This is a genomic window from Alloalcanivorax gelatiniphagus (genome assembly GCF_005938655.1).
Lineage (GTDB): Bacteria > Pseudomonadota > Gammaproteobacteria > Pseudomonadales > Alcanivoracaceae > Alloalcanivorax > Alloalcanivorax gelatiniphagus.
On the sequence record NZ_VCQT01000027.1, the window covers coordinates 70921 to 91192 of the forward strand.

Sequence of the window (20272 nt, forward strand, 5' to 3'; positions counted from 1 at the left end):
TTATGACGGATCAAGGCGCGTGCGGGACAGTGGCCTCGGCGACGCTTTCACTTCCCTTGCTGACCAGCGCCTGGCTGACGTCCCGCAGCCGGGCCACGGTGAGCAGCCCGGCGTCACGGTGCAGCCCCAGCCAGGCGTTGAGATAGTGGTAGCGGACCTCGGCCAGATCGCGGCGGGCCTGATGGGCCTGGCGTTGCGCTTCCAGCAGGTCCTGGTTGTTACGCTCACCGCCTTCCAGGCTGCGCCGGGTGGCGGTGACCAGTTGCTCGGCGCTGTCCGCCGCCAGGGCCAGCACCTGCAGCCTGTGGAGGTCGTCCTGGCATTCGAGCCAGCGCTGCTCCACCGCCGCCAGCACCGTCTCACGCTGTTCACGCAGCCGGTATTCGCTGGCCGCCCGCCGGGCCACCGCCTGACGCCGGGCGGCGCTGACGCCGCCGCCGTCGTACAGCGGCACGCTCAGTTGCAGGCCGATGGTGTCGGTGTCGTAGTGCTGGCCGTAGGTGGTTTCGCTGTCCGAGTCCGTGCGCCGGGTGCTGGCATACAGGCTGAGACGGGGAAAATGCCCGGCCCGCTGCCGTTCCACCTCCCCCTCCGCCACGCGCAGATCGCTGCGTTGCAGGCCCAGCACCGGGCTGTGTGCCCGCGCCTGCTGGAACCATTCGGGCAGCGTCATGGCCGGCAGTGGCGGCGCCCGGGGTGTGCTTTCCGGCAGCGTACCGGGCTCCACGGACAGGCCGGTGAGGGTATTCAGCCGGCGCCGCGCCAACGCCCATTGCTGCCGCGCGCCGATCAGCTCGGCCCGGGCCAGGGCCAGCCGTGATTCGGTTTCCAACTGCTCGGTGACGGTGCCCTCCCCGGCCCGCACCAGGGCCCCGTTGCGCTCGCGCAGTGCTTCCAGCACCGTCACCTGGCGCTCCGCCAGACGTTTCCGATCCCGGCCCAGCAGCACGCCGGTGTACGCCTCCAGGGTATCGGTGGCCAGGGTTTGCAGGCGCGCCTCGAATTCCAGCTCGGCGCGGGCCGCCCGGTCGTTGCCGATACGCCGCGCCACCCAGGCGCCGTAATCAAACAGCGGCTGCTCCAGGCGCAGGGCGGCGTTGTAGCTGCGGTAATCGCGCTGCTCGGTGACGGTGCCGAATTGGGAGTCCCGCTCCACCTCGGAACGGTTCTTGGCCCAGCCGTGGGTAAAGGTCAGGCTGGGGAGCAGGTTGGCGCGCCCCAGCGCCTTGAATTCCTGGCCGGCCTGGCGCTCCTGCAGCGCCGCCTGGAAACCGGCGTCGTGGCTCAGCGCCGCATCGAACGCCTGCTCCAGGGTCAAAGCAGGAAGCGCCGGGCTCAGCGCCCAGCACAGCACCAGCAGCAAGCCACGCCAACCCACACGCCTGCCACTATGCCGACCGTAATACCGGCCGCAATGCCAGCCACCAGGGACAAGCGGACTCATTCGCCCTCCCAGGCCCGGGGCAGGCGATCCAGCAGCGGCTTGAACCAGTAGCTCAGCAGCGAACGCTCCCCGGTGCGCACGAAGGCCTGCACCGGCATGCCCGCCTGCAGCCGGGCGTCACCGAGCTGGCGCAGCGCCTCGGCGGGCACCTCGATGCGCGCGTTGTAGTAGGGCCGGTGATTGACCGGGTCCTCCAGGCGGTCGGCGGACACCTGCTCAACCCGGCCCGGTACCCGGGGCGTGCGGCTGCGGTTGAAGGCGGTGAACATCAGCTCCACCGGCAACCCGGGCGCCACCGTATCGATGCGGTCCACCGGCACCCGTGCTTCCACCCGCAGGGGTACACCGTCGGGCACGATCTCCATCAGGGTGTCACCGGCACCGACCACCGCGCCGGCGGTGTACAGGTTCAGGCCAACCACGCGGCCATCCGCCGGTGACAGCAGCCGGGTGTGGGCCTCCTGGTAGCGGGCCGCCGCCAACCGCTGCTCCTGGCGGGCCAGCTCCAGCCGTTGTTCAGCCAGCCTCTGCTCCACCTCACGCTGGTGCTCACGGCGCAGGCCGTCCAGCTCGGCACGCAGTTCACCGATGCGGTTCTGCGCGGTGCGCGCCGCCGAGGTACTGGAGGCGCGCTCACCGACCACCGCCGCCCGGCTTTCGCCCAGCTCCAGAATCCGGTTGCGTGGCACATAGTTCTGTTCCGCCAGGGGGCGCAGCGCCGCCAGCCGTTCATCGAGCAGCGCCAGCCGGCGGTCCTGGGCGGCGGCCCGGGCCCGGTGCCCGGCCAGGGAGGCTTGAACCCCGGCCAGGCTTTCCCGCAACGCCTGTTCCCGGGCGCCAAGAGCCAGCGCCCGGCTTTCCAGCAGCTCGCCCTGAAGGGCCAGGGCCGCCGCCAGGGCGGGGTCGTCCTTGGCCGCTGCTTGCAGCGCCGGGTCCGGCGCCAGTTTCTGGTCGCCCCGTTGCTCCGCTTCCAGGCGCGCCACCGTGGCGGCGGCCATGGCCCGATGGGCCTGGGCCGCCTGCCGTTCCGCCTGGGCGGTGTCCGGGTCCAGTTCCACCAGCACCTGGCCTTGGCGAACCGGTTCGCCCTCATCCACCCGCACCCGCGCCACCACGCCGGCGGCGGCAGGCTGCACCGCCTGGCGGTGGCCGGTGACCATCACCGTGCCCTCCAGGGCCACGCCGGCGTCCAGCGGTGCTAGCGCCGCCCACAGCAAAAAGCCACCGAGGCCGGCGGCCAGTAGCCACCAACCCACCCGCGCCGCCGGCACGCCACTGCGTCGGGTAACCGGCCGGGAGGCCGGCACCATCCGGTCCAGGGATACGCCCGCGTTCATCGTGCCGCCCCCCAGTTGCCCATGCGGTAGCCAGCGGCCGCCGCCGGCGTGGCGCCCTCCCGGGCGGCGCGCAGGCTTTCCAGTACCTTGCCGGTGGGCCCGAAGGCCCGGGCGGTTCCGCCACTCAGCGCCAGCAGCTTATCGGTGCACGCCAGCACCCCGGCCCGGTGGGTGATCAACACCACGGTGCGGCCACGCTCCTTGAGCCCGCGCAGGGTGGCCGCCAACGCCGCCTCACCCCGTTCGTCCAGGTTGGCATTGGGTTCGTCCAGCACCAGCAGCACCGGCTCGCCGTACAACGCCCGGGCCAGCCCGATGCGCTGTTTCTGGCCACCGGAAAGGCCGGCGCCGCCGTCCCCCAGCACGGTGTCATAGCCCTGGGGCAAGCGCAGGATCATGTCGTGCACGCCGGCCTCGGTGGCCGCCGCCACCACGCTGTCCGCGTGCACCGGGCCAAAGCGGGCGATGTTCTCGGCCACGCTGCCGGCGAACAACGCCACATCCTGGGGCAGGTAACCCAGCCATGGCCCCAGGCGTTCCCGGTCCCAGCCGTGCAGGTCGGCGCCGTCCAGCCGCACCTTGCCGGTCCGCGCCGGCCACACGCCCACCAGGGCCCGGGCCAGGGACGATTTTCCGGAGCCGGATTCCCCCACCACGCCGAGGATTTCCCCGGCCGCCAGGGAGAACGACAGACCCGACAGGGTGACGCGCTGGCCCGCCGGCGGCACCACCGTCAGCCCTTCCACGGCCAGCGCCCCGGCCGGGGCCGGCAGCGCCAGCCCGGCCGCCGGTGCCGGGTAGCTGGAAAGCAGCAGGCAAAGACGCCGGTGGGCAAGACGGGTACCACTCCATTGCCGCCATACCCCCACTACCTGCTCCACCGGTGCCAGCATGCGGCCAATCAGAATCGAACCGGCGATCATCATGCCCGGGGTCAGATCACCCTGGATCGCCAGCCAGGCGCCGCCGCCCAGCATCAGCGATTGCAGGGCAATGCGCAGGGTGCGCGTGAGGGCGGTCATCAGCGCCGCCCGTTCGCTGGCCAGGTGTTGTTGATCCACCGCCTCGCCATGGGGCGCGGCCCAGCGGCCACGCACCCGGCCCAGCATGCCCATGGCCTGAATCGTCTCCGCCTGGCGGATCTGGTCGCCGGCCAATTTGCCGGCCTCGGCGTTAAGGCGGCCGGATTGCCGCAGTGGTTGCCGTGACCAGCGCTCATTGATCAGCGCCAGCGCCAGCAGCAACAAGGCGCCGACCAGCGCCAGCGCGCCCAGCAACGGGTGGAACAGGAACAGCACCAGCAGATACAGCGGCGCCCAGGGGGCGTCGAAGAACGCGAAGATGGCATTGCCGGTAAGAAACTGGCGCACCTGATTAAGGTCGCTCACCGCCTGGGCCGCCGGGTTGGCGCCACCGGCCAGTTGCCGGTCGAACGCCGCCCCATAGACGCGGGCCGCCAGCCGGCGGTCCAGGGCGTCGCCCAGACGGATCACCAGCAAACCGCGCAGCCATTCCAGCGCCCCCATCAAGGCGTACAGGCCCAGCACCAACACCGTCAGCATCAGCAGGGTGTCGCCGTTGCCGGAGGACAGCACCCGGTCGTAAACCTGCAACATGTACAACGCCGGCAGCAGCATCAGCAGATTGATGGCGGCGCTGAACGCGGCCACCGACCCCAGCAGGCCGCGCTGCTCGGTGAGCGCGGCGCGCACCTCGTCCACTTGGGCGGCTTTCATGAAAGACCCCGCCGACGCCCCAGCAACAGCGCCAGACCGGCCAGCAAAAACGGGCCCAGGCCACCGCCGCTGCCATTGCCGTACTCGACGCTGTTGCCGTCCTTGGTGCGATCCGCGCCGCCCACGGACAGCACCGCCCGGTTCGCGATCTGGCCACCGGTGAGCGCGTTTTCACAGGTCAGGGTGTAATAATAAAGCTCGGCCTTCGGCGGGCTTACCGTCCAATCGCCAACCGGGGCGCGAGGCCCGCTCCAGCCATCACCCTCATAGCCACCGCTGGCCACGCAGTTCAGGGTGTGCTGGGAGGTCCAGATCACCGTGGCGGTTTCGCCCTGGTCGATGTCCACCGGCGAGGTGGTCACCGTGACCCGGGCGCGGGGGGCGCTCGGGTCCAGATTGACCTGGAACACCGTGCCATTTCCTTTAACCAACTTGCCGGCCCCGTTGATATATTCCTCGCCGCCACTATTGTTCGCGCCATAGAGCCGGCCATCGCTCCCGGCCGTGAGCCCCGTAGGGAAACCGCCGATCGTTCCAACAAAGCTGTACAAAAACTCGAAGCCGCTTTCCAGCACGGTACCGTCCCGCACGTCGATCGCCCGCGGGTCGATGCGATAGAGGGTGCCGCCATAGGACCGCGCCGGGGTGCCCGGCGCCGCCGGGTCATAGTCCGCCGATTGCGGTACGCCGCTTTGCCCGCCGCTAAGGGTGGTGCCGTAGATATTGCCATCGGCGCCCACCGCCAGCGGCCCGCGCGGCAGTACGCCATCGTCGCCGGAGAAAAGGTGCAGGAGGGTGAAATCACTGCCGTCGGGCCGTACCCGGTACACCGCGCCATAGAGAATCCCGCCGTCGTAATACGGCGGCGGTCCGAGATAGCGTTCGGGAAAGGATTTCGCTTCCAGGCGGCCCGCGCATAACGGCAAGGTCATCATATATTGCGCATTGGCCGGGTTATCGAATATGCCCTTGGCCTTGCAGTTGGCCACAGAGGTGGTGCCGTACAGGTAACCGTCCGGGCCCACCACTGGCCAGGCCAGCACATCGTCCTCGTGCGAGCTATAGCATCTGGTCGAGTTGCAGTAACGCCAGGGCAGCTCCCCTTCCGCCAATGTGAAGGTATGCACGATCTCGAAACTGCCTGGTTGCTCCGGGTCGAGCCGGTAAAGGGCCCCGGTGGGAGTATCCGGCGCCGAGGGCGTGCCCGGCATATAGGGGATGCCGCGCTGGTAGGCGATCAGACCGTAAAGCAGACCATCGTCGCCGGCGATCAGGCCATTCAGGTGCTGCGGAAACTCGGACAGCTCAGCGGAAAAAGTGTGCACGATGCGCGGAGACGCCCGGGCATCGTCCAGGTCCAGAGCGAACAGCTGGCCTTCGCCGTCCGGGGTCCGGTCCAGGCCATAGAGGGTGCGCCCCTGAATCAGCAACACGCCATTGGGCTGATTGAGATCGGCGACCTTTTCCGCGACACCACCATCGGATTCGGTGCGGTAGAGCAATCCGGGCCCGCGACTCAGGACGCTTGTCGCCAGGCCGACACCATAGAAACGCCCGCTTTCCGGGTCATGCACCAGCGGGCCACCGCTGTACAAGCCACTCCGGGTGAGTTCCGGAAAGGCCTCACTGAAATCAGTCGGCACTTGATACTGGGCCGGGTAATCCGGCAGCACGAAAAGCCCGACCGCTGTCGCGCCGTAAAGCTGCTCCCCCACCAGGATGGGCGGCACCGTGGGCCGCACGGCCGGCGGCCAGGTGGTGTCGCCACTGGTACCCCGAAAGGTGGTCAGGTTGAGCACCTCCACCGGCTCGCCGGCGGCAAGCGTCAACGGCATGGCGCATAACAGCGCGGCGGCGGTGAGTGCCCGGAGGGCGGCGACGACGGGCATGACGTTCTCCATAAAAAACAAGTTCGTAACAACAAGAGCGGTCATAAGGAAAAAATCGCCCGCCGCGAACACGCGGCGGACGATGGACGGACACGAATCGATCAGGCCGCCAGTTCCAGCTCGGTTTCCGTCGCTACGGAGACACCCAGCAGTTCGGCCACGGCGGACTCATAGACCTCGGAGCCGATATTTCCGTCAATGGCCGCCCACAACGCGGAAGCATCACCGTCCTTGAGGCCATTGATGATGTTGTGGGTATCGTTATTGCCGTCGTTGCGGTCGATCACCTCGCCGTTGGCGTCCAGGCCGCCGTTAAGGCCGATGGTGTCCAGGCCGTCGATGGTCACCAGTTCTTCGGTGAAGTAGTACTCACCGTTGGCGTCCTGGCTCAGGCCGCTGCCGAAGGTGATGGAGCCGATTTCGCCGTACAGGGTGTGGGTGGGGCCGGCGAAGAAGGTGTAGTTCAGGTACTCACCGCTGGCCGCCTGCACGATAAAGCCCAGGTCCAGGCCGGGGGCTTCACCTTCGGAGGCGTACTGGGTGCCGGAGAAGGTTCCGAAGTTGCCCCAAAAGCCCAGGTCCACTTCCGGGTTCGGGTCTTCGGCGCCGGCGAAGGCACCCGGGTTATTGCCGTGATCGGCGATCTCGAAATGTTCGTTATAGAAGGGCAGAAAACCATCTTCTTTCACGAAGTCGGTTTCCTGTTCATTGTCGGTGTAAAGGCCGTCAGCTGCATCCCATTGGCTGTAGTTGCCGAAGGTAGCCGAGTAAGTCACGGTAATGCTCATGGTAAATCTCCTTACTGAGTCATTGAGAGAGCGGCGCGCCGTCCCGGCGGCGCCGCCGTTGGAACCGGCACCGGTAACCCGATGCCGTAACTGACCGGCGTTCCCTACCGGTGCTCTCCGAGGCTGGCCCTGGCTGGCATTCGGATGATCGTTGCTGTCCCATTGCTATCGCTGTTCGCTCAGGCGGCGCGACGGCGGAGCAGCACCGCCAGCGCCAGCAGCATCAGGTAGTGGGCGCTACCGCCGCCGCCGCCACCGCCGCCGCTTTCTTCTTCACTGCCTTCAGTGCCTTCACCGCTGCTGGCGTTCACGGTGACGGTGGCGCTGGCGGACACGGTTTGGTCGTCGCCGTCCACGCAGGTCAGGGTGTAGGTGAATTCGCCGGTCACGTCCGGGGTCAGGGTTTCACTGCCCTGCAGCGCCTTGTTGCCGCCCCACTTGCCTTCGCCCACGCACTGGTCGGCGCCGGTGACGGACCAGGTCAGGGTGGTGCTTTCGCCTTCGGTGAGGGTGGCGGGTTGCGCTTGAATATCGATGTTGGCCGTGGCGGGCAGAGGCAGATCCAGGGCGTAAACGGTGCCGTTGCCGGTGGCGTTGTTGGCGGCCACCGTGTCGCCGGTGGCGCCACCGAAGCGGGTGGCGCCGTACAGGATCTGGGTTGCCTGGTTCACCGGCCCGGCGCTCAAGCCATTGGCGAAGGCACCGTCGCTCTCCACGTCGAACAGATGCAGCAGCTCATAGGCGTCGTCGGCGCGGTCGGTGGCGGCGCCGACGCGAATGCGGTAGAGCGCGCCGGCGCCGGCCGCGCTGGTGCGCTCGGTGGTGCCATAGAGATTACCGTCCCGGGCCAGCACCAGCGGGCCCCGGGGGGTCTCGCCGTCTTCGTCTTCACCGTCGCCGAAGCGGTGCAGCACGGTGAAGCTGTCCGCATCGCCAATCCGATAGCGCCAAACGATCAGGGTGGTGGTGCCGTACAGCCATTCGCCATCCCATACCAGCGCCTGCTGACCGGCGTCATTGCCCTTGATTTCGCCTTCGGCGTTTTTGGCGAAGGTGTGCAGCAAGGTCACCGGCGTGGCGCCCCGGCCCACCGCCTGGGAAAGGTCGACGCTGAACAGGGTGCCGGCGGTTTCGTCGCCGTCGGGCACGGAGGACACATCCCCGGCCCCGCCGGATTGGTCTCGCACGTTGATGCCGTAAAGCATGCCGGCGGCATCATCCACCGCCAACGCCACCGGGTACTGCCCTTTCAAATAGATGCTGTGTGGGCCGCCGTCGCCCTCCACGTACGCCGGCAACTGAAAGTCCACCAGCCAAGTCAGAGCGCCATCGGCATCGAGCCGGAACAGGCCGTTGCCGAGACGGCCGGTGCCGCCGCCAAAATAGACATTGTCGTCGGCGTCCACGGCGAACAGTCCGCGCGGCCTGAAGGCCTCTTCCGAGCCCCCCGGCAGCGCGCCGCTCACAGCATTGACGGGCGTGCCGCCGGCCACCCAGCGAAACAGGCCCGGCGTGCCCATGAAGGGCGAGGAACCCAGGTAGGCTCGCCCCTGGCTGTCCACCACCAGACCGGTGCCCAGCCCGAGCGCGCCGGCCTCGGCGAACGCCGACGCCTGATAAGCCGGGGCCGGCCCATCCTGCAATTGGTAGTAGGTTCCAGCCATGGCGCCGCCACCCATCGACGTCACCCCCAGCAGCGCGCCGTCATCGGCCCGGTACACCGGCGGCTGATACGGATTGGCGCCGTTGCCGGCGTCGGCGGCTTCAAAATGATGCAGCACCCGGGGGGTGAGGTCCGCCAGCGCCGGGGTGCCCACCGTCATCAGTGTCAGGCCCAGGCCAAGAAGGCGCGCCGGGGCGCCGGAAAAAACAGAACGGGTCATATCAGGCTCCTGAAAAAATCAAAATCGCAACGAAAGCGTCCCGGTGACCGTGCGGCCCGGGGCGATCCAGTAAGAAGTGCCATTGAGTTCGGCGTAGTTGCGGTCGCGCAGGTTGTCCACCGCCAGCCGCAGGGTGAGGGCATCATTGGGCTCATAGCTGGCCCACAGGTCGTAGACGGTCCAGTCCACCACGTCTTCGTACATGGTGCCGCCACGGCCGTCGTTGTCCTCGTAGCGCACCCGGCCCCCCAGGGTCAGGCGCCGGTCGAACAGGCGCACGCCGGTGCTCAGCGTGCCCTTCTTGCGCGGTGGCAACATGTACAGGACACCGCCGCCGGTGGCGGCGCCGTAACCGTCCGGCGGAATCGAGCCGGTGAAATTGCCGAGCGGGTAGGGGTCGTAGCCGCCACTGCCGAGGTCGTGGAGGGTGTGGGTCCAGCTCAGTTGGGCGAAGGTCACGCCCACGTCATAGTCGGCCTGCAATTCCAGACCCCGGAAGCGCACCGGGTCGTCCAGATTGACGAACGCGAATGCCTTGATATCCCCGCCCTCACCCACGCTGGCCGGGTTCACCACCGGGCCCTGGGCCACGTAATGCTCCACCCGGGTATCAAACCAGGCGGCCTTCATACTCAGCCGGTCACCGTCGCGGAACAGATTCGGCAGCCGCAGATTGGCGCCCGCTTCCCAGTTGGTGGAGCGCTCCGGCTCCAGCCCCGGGTTGGGGAAAAACGGGAAGCTGTTGCCCACGTGGGAGCCCCACATCAGCGACTCGGTGATCGCTGGCGGACGCACGCCACGGCCATAGCTGGCGAAAATCTGCAGAGGATTGGTGAGCTGCCAGGCGGCGGTGGCGGTGGGCGACAGGAAGCCGTCGTGACGGGCGACGGCGAAATCGCTGTAGTAGGAGGTGTACGGGGGGCGGACACCGGGAGCGTTCTCCTCCCTGCCGACGTACATCTCGCCCTCGCCTTCAAGGCGGAAATAGTCGTAGCGCAGGCCACCGATCAGCTCCAGCCCGTTGGCGTGCTTGAAGTGCGCCTGGCTGAACAGGCTGGCGACACTGCGCTCGCCTTCCGGGGTGGGCCCGGAAAACCAGCTCGGCTCGCCGTCGCCTGCGCTTTCCTTGCTGGCCCGCGGCCGGGTCCAGTCGTGGTAGAACTCGGTGCCATAGGTGAACATCAACGCCGCCGGCCAGTCGCCCAGCTCCAGGGACGTGCGATTGCTGAGCGTGCCGCCCACGGTGTTGGTTTCGTAGCGCACCGAGAAGGCGCCGTAACCATCCCCCTTGTCGGGGCGGTCCTGGTCGTTGGCGGTGCGGGTGTAATAGAGGCTGCTCCGCAGATCCAGCCAGCCGCTGGCGGGGAACAGGTCGTAGTTGAACAGCACGGTGTCGGTGCGCACCCGGTTGTGGTCGGTCGCGCCTTCCCGGGCGCTGGTGGTGCTGCCCTGGTCGAACTCGGCCTCCAGGCCGATGTAGCTGAATTTCAAACGCTGGGCATCGCCCAAATGCCAGGTGCTTTTGAACAGACCGGACCATTGGTCCTGGCCGGTGTACTGGCTGAGGCCGTGCCAGTAGCCGCCATCCTTGGAACCCCGTTCGCCTTTCTCGAACGCGCCCACGTTCTTGCGGCTGATCGCCGCCACCAGATCCAAATCGTCGGTGAGCCGGGTGGCGGCGGCCAGGCTGCCGGCGAAATGGTAGGCGTTGTCACCGCTGGTCATGCTGATGCGGCCACCGTGATCGGCGCCGCTATCGACCAGATCCTCGAACTCCAGGGTGCGGAAGTCGACCACCCCGCCAATCACCGCGGCGCCGCCCTCCGTGGACGTGGGGCCCTTGGCCACATCCACGCCGGACAGCAAGGCCGGGTCCAGGTACACCTGACCGTTACTGCCGTGGCCACTCTGCTGGTAGTTCTGACGGGTGCCGTCGATCATCACGTTGACGCGGCCGAAATCCTGCAGGCCGCGAATGTTCACCGACACCCCCGGGTCCTGGCGGCTCTGGGAGGTGTGCACGCCGGGCACCGCCGCCAGCACGTCGGAGGTATTGCGCGGCGCGATGCGGTCAATATCCTCACGGGTTACCACGCTTACCGAGCGGGGCTCGCGGTACATGCCGCGCCGGGGCTCCGGCTCGCCCTTCACGGTGACCGGCGCCAGCCGCGCCGTGGTGGGCGCGCCGGCCGGGGCAAGGGTGTAAACGCCGCTCTCGTCCCGCCGTGCTTCCAGGCCGGTGCCGCTCAACAACGCCCGGAAGCCCCGCGCCACGGTATAGCGCCCCTCAAGCCCGGGGCTGCGGTGGCCTTGCGCCAGTTCCGGCGGGTAGTACATCACCACCCCGGCTTCCAGGGCGAAGCGGTTCAACGCCTGCGCCAGGGGGCCCGGCGCAATCTCATAGTGGCGCTCCGCCGGCGCCACCGAGTCCGCCCAGGCCGCCCGCCAGGGCGCCGCCAGCCCGGCCAGGGCCAGCCCCAGGACCATCAATGCCAGCACCGCTCCCGGGGGCCGCGATGCGCACCTGAATGCCATAAACTGATTCCCATTCTCGTTTGATTCACTGTTGATGACGGGCCAGTGCCGTGGCGGGACAGCGGCGAATGATTTTTTTTGAATTTCTCTTGGGCAGGGACGGCAACGGCGGGGGGCGACGGCGCCGCCCGCCGGTTAGCGGGGGGAGATCAGGGTCAGAAAACGGCTGAAATGGCGCACCCGAATGGGAGCGTGGGCCGCCAGCAACGCCAGGGCCTGGTCGGTATTATCGAGGGGGAAAACACCGGAAACGCGGATCGCCGCCAGCGCCTTATCGTCATAGCGCAGCAGACCGCCACGGTAACGGGCCAGTTCAGCGAGCACTTCGTTCAGCGGGCGATCATCGGCCACCAACCGGTGCCGGACCCAGGCGGTGGCCACCGCCGTGTCCACCGGTCGGGCCACGCCGGGCCGGCCATCACGCACCTGGATGCCGTGCCCCTCCGGGGTGGCGGCGCAGCGTGCCCGTGCCGGCGGCGATGCCGGGGGCCCACACACTTCCACGGAAGATTCGGTGACCACCACGTCCATGCCCTGCTCCCGGGCGCGCACGGTATAACGGGTGCCCAGGGCCCGGGCGGTACCGGCGGCGCTTTGCACCACGAACGGCCGCGCCGGGTCCGGGGCCACCCGCGCCAGCAACTCACCGTGGCGCAGCACCACGCGACGTTCATCGTCGCGGTAATCCAGATCCACCGCGGTGTTGGTGTTCAGAATCAGCTCACTGCCATCGGGCAGCGCCACCCGGCGCTGAACACCGGTGGGGCTGTGATAGTCCGCCAGCCAGTCCGCCGGCGCCGGAACCCCGCCGGCCAGCAACGCCACACCGCCGAGCAACAGCACCGCCACCAGGGCGCTCCCACCACCGCCAACACCACGCAGACGGGGCCGGTGGCCGGTGCCCAGCACCGCCTTCAAGGTGGAGGTGGCGGCGCCGTTGGCGCCGCTTTCCAAACCGTCGAAACGGCCCCACAGAGTCTCCATCCGGCGGAAGGCCCGCTCGTGATCCGGGTGCGCCTGGCGCCAGTCCTCACAGCGGCGCCGTTCGCTGTCGCTGACTTCGCCGGAATGCAGAGTGGCGAGCCATTCCGCCGCTTCGCCGAGCAGACGGCGCTGGTCCTCGTCGTTCACCGTGGCGCCTCATCAAGCAGTTCCAGACAATGCAGCAAGGCGCTGGCCACGTATTTCTTGATCATGCTTACCGAGACGCCGAGCTCCCGGGCAATGTCACCGTGGGGGCGGCCTTCCAGGCGGCTCATCAAGAAGGCGCGCCGGGGCTTCTCCGGCAAACCGTCAAGCAAGCGGGCCATGGCGCTGATCAGCTCCACCACCTCCGCCAGCGCCTGGGACGACGGCGCCGCATCCTGCCCGTGCAGGGCACTCCAGGTTTCCAGATAAAGCTGCTCCACCTTTTTGCGGCGGGCGTCGTCGATGATCAAACGGCCGGCGATGGTGGTCAGATAGGCGCGGGGTTCCTTGATGCCGCCCAGGTCGGCCTGGGAGGTCAGTATGCGCAGGAAGGTGTCCTGGGCCATGTCCGCGGCGCGGTGGGAACAGCCCAGTTTTTTGCGCAGCCAGCCGGTCAGCCAGCCGTGGTGATGACAGTACAGGACCTTGACCGCTTCGTTCCGGTAGTACGATTCCGCGCCCATGGAAGGCAACCCCGCCCAGCGTTTATGAGAATGGTTCTCATTATTATACTGGCGGGGCGATTTTACAAGGCGTCGAACCGGTAGCGCAGTCCCAGGGCGGGCAGATCGGTGTCCTCCCCTTCCAGCCGGTAACGGGTCCAGGCCAGATAGGCGTCCCAGTGATCTGTCAAGCGCCGCTCCAAGGCGGCACCGAACACCAGGCCGGTGCCCCAACGGGTGCGTTCGTCACCGGCCACCTCCAGCTCCGTGCGCCAGTGAATCAAACCCAGCCGGGCACTCAACGACCAGGCTTCGTCCAGGGCCCAGCGGTGGCCGGCGCTGGCCTCCAGGCCCTGACCGGCCACCGGGGTGGCGGCGGCCAGGGCGGCGGCGGACACCGGGCCGGTGTCGTCGTAGGCCACCGACAGCTCACCCAGGTCGGTGTAGCCCAGTTGCGCTTCCCAGCCCTGGCCCCACTGGTAACCGGCGTACAGACGCCCGGCTCCACGGCGGCGGTCACTGACCCGCGCCTCGCCACGCTGGCCACGCAGGGCCAGGCGGTCATTGATGTCGCCGTTGGCCACCCGGCTGTGGGCCTGGCCCAGCTCCGCGCCCAGGAACAGGCCGTCGGCCCGGGCCAGGGGCGGCGCCAGCATCAGCACCGCCAGGGCCAGGGCCGCGGCCCGGCGACCGCCGCTGGACCGCCACAGCAGCAGCGGCGCCAACAACAACCAGCCCAGGCCGCCGGCACCACCGCCGCCGCTGTCCACGGTCACGGCGGTGATGGTGTAGCGGGCACTGGCCACCTCGGACGGGTTCAGGCCGGCCTGATAGCCGATCACCTTGATGGTGGTGTCGGCTTCCAGGGACAGGCGGGTGCCGTTGGGCACCTCGGTGCCGTAGCTCGGGGTCGGCGTGGTGCCGTCCAGGGTGTAGCGCAGGGTGGCCCCGGCGCTGGTGGTTTCCAGGGTCACGGTGACACCTCCCGGGTAGGCGCCGGCGGGCGGCGTGAAGCGCGGCGTGGCCACATCCTCGGCGGCGGTCAGCGTCAGGCCGCAGGGCGACAGGGCACAGTCCGCCGCCTCCTGGCGGGTTGCCACATAGCCCGGCGCCGTCACCTCCAGCCAGTGGCGGGTACCGCTGGCCTGCGGCGGCGCGTAGAGCACGAAGTGACCATCGTCGTCCGCTTCGGCACGGTAGCGCTCGCCGTGCTCGTCCTCCAGGGGCGGCGGCAGGGCGCGGGCCAGGGTCTCATTGAGCAGCACTACTTGCGCGTCGGGCAGGATGATGCCCATCAAGTCCCGGACCACACCCTGGTAGACCGTGGCCGGCTCGGCGCGCAGCGTCAGAGTGCCGTCCGCCAATCCCGGCGAGGCGGCGGTGACGGTCACCGGCAACGCCACCGACAGCGCGTCCGGCGCGGTCAGCGTGAAGACCGCCGGGTTGCCGTTAGCGGCATCGGCGGCGGCGCTGGCCGGGCCATCGGCCTGGATGCCGGCGCCCTGGGCGGTAGCGTCCGGAGACAGGGTTACCGTGGCGCCGGCGCCAGCGCCGGTCACCGAGACGGCGGTGGCGTGACGGTTCGGGTCCAGGCTCAGCAGCCGGGTCCGGTCGGCGCTCACCGACAGCGGCACCACGATATCCAGCACCTGCTGCCAGCCGGTTTCGCGGTCGATCACGGTGACCTGGTAGGTGCCGGCGAAGGCACCGGTATCCGGGGCCTGGAAGCGCACCGTGCAGGTGCCGCCGCTACAGGTGGGCGTAAGGCTGGACAATCCACCGCCCGGGGCACGCACATCCACCTGATAATCACTGCCCTCGCCGCCCTGGATGGTCAGGGTGCGGGCATCGCCGGCGGGCAGCGGCGCGCCGCCGCCATCGTCCACCGCCAGGGGTGGGTAGACCACGGCGGAGGCTTCCGCCCAGTCGCTGGCCGTATGGGTGGCATTGCCCGGGAAACGGGCCCGGAACCGGTAACCACCGGCGGCCAGACCACCGCTCACCGTGTACACGGCGGTGTCGCCGGCCAGGGCGCGGCTGCCCAGGTCACTCCAGGCACCGTTTTCCTCGATCTGGAAGTCCACCGCGCCGCTGGGCAGGGCCGCATCGGCGGTCAGGGTGGCGGTCAGATCAAAGTCCGTATTGACGGTGGCCGGGGTGGCCGCCGTCAGGGCCAGATCGGTACCGATGGGCTGGTTCTCCAGGTTAAAGGTCACCGGCGAGGCGGCACCGGCGGTGTCGGCGCCGACCGAGTAGGTGCCCACCACGCCATTGGCGGTGACCGAGGTGGAGGCAGCGCCGGCGGCGCCGATGGCCACGGTCAGTGGCCCGCCATCAATACCGGCGCCACTGACGGGGCCGGTAAAGGTCACCTGACCACCCACCACCGGTTCCGCCGAGGCGCTGGTCACGGTGATCGCCAGGGGGGCGTCGAAGTCCGCGTCCACCAGGGCCTTCTGGTCGGTGCCACCGGCCAGGGCCAGGGTGAAGCCCCGGGATTGCCAGGCGCCGGCGTCACAACGGCCGGAGCGGGTCACGCCGCGCTGGTCGACGGCGGCGCACTGGCCGGTGTCACCGGCGCCGATGGCCGGGCTGCCCGGCAGCAGCGCATACAGATCGCCGAGCCGGCTCCACAGCGGCGCGGCGTCGATGATGGCGGTTCCGGCGGGATAGCCGCCTTCCACCAGCGAATGGTCCACGGCCACCGTGGGCAGCCCGGTGGGGTCGGCGGGCAGCGCCGCCGTGGTGATGTCGGCACCGCCGGCCATCACACTATTGCGCAGCGCCAGGGTCACCGGACCCTGAAGGTCGGCGAGCGCGCCCAGCGGCGCGCTGTTGCCGGTGACGCTGAGATGGCTGGCGGTGACCGTGAGGGCACTGTCCGCGGTCACGGCCAGCGCCCCGCCCTGCCCGTCCGCGCTGTTGCCGGCCAGGGTCAGGTTGGTCAGCTCGGCGCCGGCACCGGTCAGAGCGAGGTTCAGGGCACCACCCCGGTTGCTGGCCCGGTTATCGATCAGGCTCAGCGCCTCCAGGGTCAGAGTGCCGGCGAGATTCTCCGCGTTAAGGCCAGCGCCGAAGGCGGCATTGCCGTCACGCAGGGTCAGGCCCGCCACCCGCACCGGGCCGGCGGTACCGGCCACCGCCAGGACACCGACCCGGCTCTCACCGCTGATCTCGATGCGCGCGCCCTGGCCGTCCAGATCCAGCGCCTGGTCGATCACCAGGGTACCGGTGTCGGCGACGCGGATGGCATCGGTGCCGCTGCAGTCCAGGCCGGCCTGGAAGCGCACGGTATTGCCGTCCACCGCCTGCTCCAGAATCGCCCGCAGACTGTCCGGCTCGCCGCCGTCGGCACAGGTGCCCACGGTCCAGGCGGCGTCACCGGCGGCGCTTGATTGGAAGCTGCGCGACGCGCTGGTGGCGGCCACGTCGTCATTGCCGGCCTGCTCCGCCACCACGGTGATGGTGCCGGTGCCGTTCACGGTCAGGGTGTCACCGGCCACGCTGGCCGGACCGCTGTCCACCCGGAAGGTGATCGGCAGGCTGCGGTCGCTGCTGGCGACCAGCGGTACCTGAATCGGCGAGCCCGGGTAATCCTGGTCGGCGATGGCGTCGAAGGTCAGCGCCTGATCCTGCTTGTTGATGGTCAGGGTGTGGCTGATGCTGGCCGGCTGGTAGTCGTCGTTGCCGGCCTGGGAGACGGTCAATTCGGTGCTGCCCGCGCCCACCAGGGTGACGTTGCCGGCGCTGTCCACGGTGGCCACCGCCGGGGTGGCGCTGGCATAGCTGAGGGTCAGGCCGGAATCCACGCTGGCGTTCAGGTTGAAGCCGGCATCACCCACGGTGCGCTGGGCGGGCGCCGGGAAAGTGATGGTCTGGCTGGCTTTTTCCACCACCAGGGTGCGCGCCACGTCCGTGGCCGCCTGGTAGTTGGCGTTGCCCGCCTGGCTGGCGGTCACCGTGGCACTGCCGGCGCCCACCAGGGTGGCGGTGCCGCCGCTGACGGTGACCACCGCCGGGTTGCTGCTGGCATAGCTCACCGTCAGCCCGGAAGAGGCACTGCCGCCCAGGGCGAAGGGCGCGTCCCCGACGGTGCGCTTGGCCAGAGCCGGGAAGGTCAGGGTCTGGCTGGCCTTGGCGATGGTCAGGGTGGCATTGGCGCTGCCGGCGTAGTTGGGGTTGTCGGTCGCCGCGTGGACCGCGTAGTCGCCAGCGTCGGTGGGCGCGGCGGCGGCGCCGTCATAGGTCACCGTCACCGGCAAGCCGGCCGGCGCCGTGGTCACGGTCACCGCCTTGGCGCTGCCGTCATAGGTACGGCTGGTCCCGGTGATGGTGAGGGTTGCCGGGCGCGGGTCCACGGTGACGGTGCGGCTCACCGGCGTGGCGGCGTTGTAATTGCCGTTGCCCGCCTGGCTGGCGGTGAGCGTGACGCTGCCGGCGCCGACGATGGTGGCGGTGGTGCCGCTTACCGCGATCACGTCGCTGTCGGAGCTGGCGAAGCTGGGCGTCAGACCGGCGTCGCTGCTGGCGCTGAGCGTAAAGGCGCTGTCACCAAAGGTCACCTTGGACGGCGGCGAGAAGGTGAGGGTCTGGTCCGCCTTGGTCACCGTGTGGCCGGTGCTGGTGGGGCCGCTTTGGTAGTGGTCGTCATCGCCCGGGTAACGGGCCCGGAACGTATAACTGCCCACGCCGTAGCCATCGGGAATGCTGTACACCGCGGTGCCACTGTTCAGGGTGGCGGAGCCGAGGGTGTCCCAGCCGGAGCCGTTGGCGCGCTCGAAGGTGACGTCGCCGCTGGCGCTGTCGGGGCTCACGGTGGCCACCAGGTTGATGGTCTGCCCATAGGCACTGGAGCCGCCGGTGGCCAGGCTGGTGGTGGTGGCCACCAGGACCTTGGTGGGGTCGGTGGCGCTGGCGCCGTCCCCGTCACCGCCGCCACTGACGGCGGCCTGGTTGGTGAGGCTGGCGGCGGCGTCGCTGGCCACGTCCACCGTCAGGGTCACCGGCGAATAGCTGGCACCGCTGGCGAGCACGTCATCACGGGTGCAGCTCACCGTGGCCAGGGTGCAGTTCCAGCCGGTGCCACTCAGGGCGGTGGCGGACAGGCCGGCGGGCAAGGTGTCGGCGAGGGTCACGGTGGTGCCCAGGGTGGCCCCCGGGCCCCGGTTGCCCACGGTCAGCGTATAGGTGGCGCCGCTCTGGCCCTGGCGGAAATTGCCGCTGTGCGTTTTGGTCAGGGTCAGCTCCGGCGGCGGAATCACGCGGAACTGGAAGGTCTCCTGGCTTTGCTGGCTTTCCTGGACGCCGCCGTTATCGTCATAGCCGGTGGCGGTAACGGTGACGGTGGTGGTGCCGTACTGCCCCGCCGCCGGGGTCAGCGACAGGGTGCGGGCGTTGCCGCTGCCGCTCAGTGTCAGGCCGGACGCGGGCAGCAGGGTGGTGTCATCCGCGCTCACGGTAAGGCCCAGCAAGGGGATGTGGTCGGCGTCGCCCACATAGAAATCCAGTTCCCGGGTGGGGGCGCCCTCCGGCAGGCCGAGGATCTCGTTATCGGCGATCGCGCTGAGGGTGGGATGGGCTTCGTAGGCGCCGATGTCCGGGATCGCCTGGGGGTTGGCGGAAGCCGCCGCGGAGGACCGCCGCCAGCCGCGCTGGTCAGTGGCGAGATTGGCGCCGGGCAGGCTGGCGTCGCCGGCATCCAGGGCCGGGCTGCCGTTGGCCAGGGCCACGGTACGGGTGAAACCGTTGTTGTCGGCCAGGTCGCCCAGCCCTGGTTCGGCCACGCCTACCAGGTTGCCCTGGACGCCGTCGGTCAGGCCGCCGGCGCCGCCGGTGCCGATCAGGTTATGGGCGCTGTCGCCATCCAGATCGCCGCCCACGTCGCTGGCGTCGTCGTTGCCCAGCAGGTTGCCGGCCACCAGGGTGTTGTAGAGGGTCACCGGGGCATTGTCGTTGGCCATGTTCAAGCCGCCGCCCTGGCCATTGCCGATATCGTCACCGGTGGTGTTGCCGGTGACGGTGACGTGCACCAGCCGCAGGCCGGAGGCGCCGGACGCCGGGGCCAGCTCCAGGCCGCCGCCGTTGGTGGCGGCGCGGTTGCCGGAGAAGGTGCTGTTGATCAGCTCGGCCTCACCGTCCAGGTCGGCGATCACCAGCCCGCCGCCGGGGCCGGTGGCGGCTTCGTTGCCGGCCAGGGTGCTGGCGATGATCTCCGCCCGGGTGCCGATCTGGTAAAGGCCGGCGCCGCCGGCGCTGCCGGCCCGGTTGCCGTCGATGTCGACCCGGTCCAGGGTCACGGTGCCGGTGTAGGCCACCGACAGGGCGCCGCTGTCACCCACCGGGGTGCCGTTGTACTCCACCCGGTTGTCGCGGAACGCGGAGCGTTCCACCCGTACTTCGGCGCCGTAGAAAGCGGACACGGCGCCGCCGGTGCCAGCCGGGTCATTGACCACGTTGTCAGTGAACAGGGTGTTGTAAAGGGTCAGGGTGCCGGCGCCGTTGCCGGAGAAACCCTCGCTGCCGTCCCAGTCCAGGGCGCCGCCGTAGCCGTGGCCGTTGTTGTAGCCGTGGCGCAGCCACAGGGCGGCGAAGCGGGTGTCGAAGGCGTTGCTGTAGGAGGGGTTGATGCGGAACAGCTGGCCATTGGCCGCGTCGCCGGCGGTGGTGCCCGCTTGCAGGATGGTGGCGGTGGGGTCCGCTTCCGGGTCACCGCCGCCGCCCACCAGCGTCATGGCGCGCTCGATCAGCAGGGTGTCGCCCAGGGTGTAGGTGCCCGCCGGGATGGCGATGGTCACCAGCGCCTCGCTGCCTTCGGGAATGGCGTTGGCTTCAGTGACCGCCTGGCGCAGCGTGCAGGTGCCCCCGCCCTGGCAATCGCCGCCAGCCGCGTCGGCGTTGCTGTTTACCGTCAGGGTGAGCGCCTGGGCCAGGGAGGTCAGTCCCAGCAGCCCCAGGGCCAACAGCGTACGTCCCAGTCGCCCGGCGGCCCGGTGGCCCGGAGCGGTTCCTTTGTTATCTTTCACATTGTCC

10 protein-coding genes are annotated in these 20272 nt (G+C 69.2%); all 10 read right to left on the reverse strand.

Going from position 1 to position 20272, the window contains the following annotated elements:
- Positions 1-10: 10 nt before the first annotated feature.
- The 10 genes from FGS76_RS08130 to FGS76_RS08175 all read right to left on the reverse strand — a co-directional run bounded on the left by FGS76_RS08130 (position 11) and on the right by FGS76_RS08175 (position 20265).
- Positions 11-1378, reverse strand: coding sequence for a TolC family outer membrane protein (locus tag FGS76_RS08130; RefSeq protein WP_170214432.1), 1368 nt, complete (start codon positions 1376-1378; stop codon positions 11-13).
- 62 nt (positions 1379-1440) lie between these two features.
- A complete protein-coding gene (locus tag FGS76_RS08135) occupies positions 1441-2781 on the reverse strand; it encodes an HlyD family type I secretion periplasmic adaptor subunit (protein ID WP_138772129.1) in 1341 nt (446 codons plus the stop codon).
- Positions 2778-4517: a type I secretion system permease/ATPase gene (locus FGS76_RS08140; RefSeq protein WP_138772130.1), complete on the reverse strand. Its 1740-nt coding sequence runs from the start codon at positions 4515-4517 to the stop codon at positions 2778-2780. The genes FGS76_RS08135 and FGS76_RS08140 overlap by 4 nt, the downstream gene beginning before the upstream one ends.
- Positions 4514-6406: a choice-of-anchor tandem repeat GloVer-containing protein gene (locus FGS76_RS08145; RefSeq protein WP_138772131.1), complete on the reverse strand. Its 1893-nt coding sequence runs from the start codon at positions 6404-6406 to the stop codon at positions 4514-4516. Before FGS76_RS08145 ends, FGS76_RS08140 begins: the two co-directional genes overlap by 4 nt.
- A gap of 101 nt (positions 6407-6507) precedes the next feature.
- A complete protein-coding gene (locus FGS76_RS08150; RefSeq protein WP_138772132.1) occupies positions 6508-7194 on the reverse strand; it encodes a heme acquisition protein HasA in 687 nt (228 codons plus the stop codon).
- Positions 7195-7373: 179 nt separating this feature from the next.
- Positions 7374-9077, reverse strand: coding sequence for a choice-of-anchor tandem repeat GloVer-containing protein (locus FGS76_RS08155; protein ID WP_138772133.1), 1704 nt, complete (start codon positions 9075-9077; stop codon positions 7374-7376).
- Between the two features lie 18 nt (positions 9078-9095).
- Positions 9096-11612: a TonB-dependent receptor gene (locus tag FGS76_RS08160; protein ID WP_138772134.1), complete on the reverse strand. Its 2517-nt coding sequence runs from the start codon at positions 11610-11612 to the stop codon at positions 9096-9098.
- A gap of 135 nt (positions 11613-11747) precedes the next feature.
- Complete coding sequence (locus FGS76_RS08165; protein WP_138772135.1) at positions 11748-12743, reverse strand: FecR domain-containing protein; 996 nt, start codon at positions 12741-12743, stop codon at positions 11748-11750.
- Positions 12740-13264: a sigma-70 family RNA polymerase sigma factor gene (locus tag FGS76_RS08170; protein ID WP_138772136.1), complete on the reverse strand. Its 525-nt coding sequence runs from the start codon at positions 13262-13264 to the stop codon at positions 12740-12742. Before FGS76_RS08170 ends, FGS76_RS08165 begins: the two co-directional genes overlap by 4 nt.
- Before the next feature lie 62 nt (positions 13265-13326).
- Positions 13327-20265: a choice-of-anchor Q domain-containing protein gene (locus FGS76_RS08175; protein ID WP_138772137.1), complete on the reverse strand. Its 6939-nt coding sequence runs from the start codon at positions 20263-20265 to the stop codon at positions 13327-13329.
- Between the last annotated feature and the right edge of the window lie 7 nt (positions 20266-20272).

Excerpts from the sequence above, each read along its gene's own strand:
- FGS76_RS08135 (WP_138772129.1), bottom strand. The coding sequence starts at position 2,781 with ATGAACGCGGGCGTATCCCTGGACCGGATGGTGCCGGCCTCCCGGCCG.
- FGS76_RS08140 (WP_138772130.1), bottom strand. The coding sequence starts at position 4,517 with ATGAAAGCCGCCCAAGTGGACGAGGTGCGCGCCGCGCTCACCGAGCAG.
- FGS76_RS08145 (WP_138772131.1), bottom strand. The coding sequence starts at position 6,406 with ATGCCCGTCGTCGCCGCCCTCCGGGCACTCACCGCCGCCGCGCTGTTA.
- FGS76_RS08150 (WP_138772132.1), bottom strand. The coding sequence starts at position 7,194 with ATGAGCATTACCGTGACTTACTCGGCTACCTTCGGCAACTACAGCCAA.
- FGS76_RS08155 (WP_138772133.1), bottom strand. The coding sequence starts at position 9,077 with ATGACCCGTTCTGTTTTTTCCGGCGCCCCGGCGCGCCTTCTTGGCCTG.
- FGS76_RS08160 (WP_138772134.1), bottom strand. The coding sequence starts at position 11,612 with ATGGCATTCAGGTGCGCATCGCGGCCCCCGGGAGCGGTGCTGGCATTG.
- FGS76_RS08170 (WP_138772136.1), bottom strand. The coding sequence starts at position 13,264 with ATGGGCGCGGAATCGTACTACCGGAACGAAGCGGTCAAGGTCCTGTAC.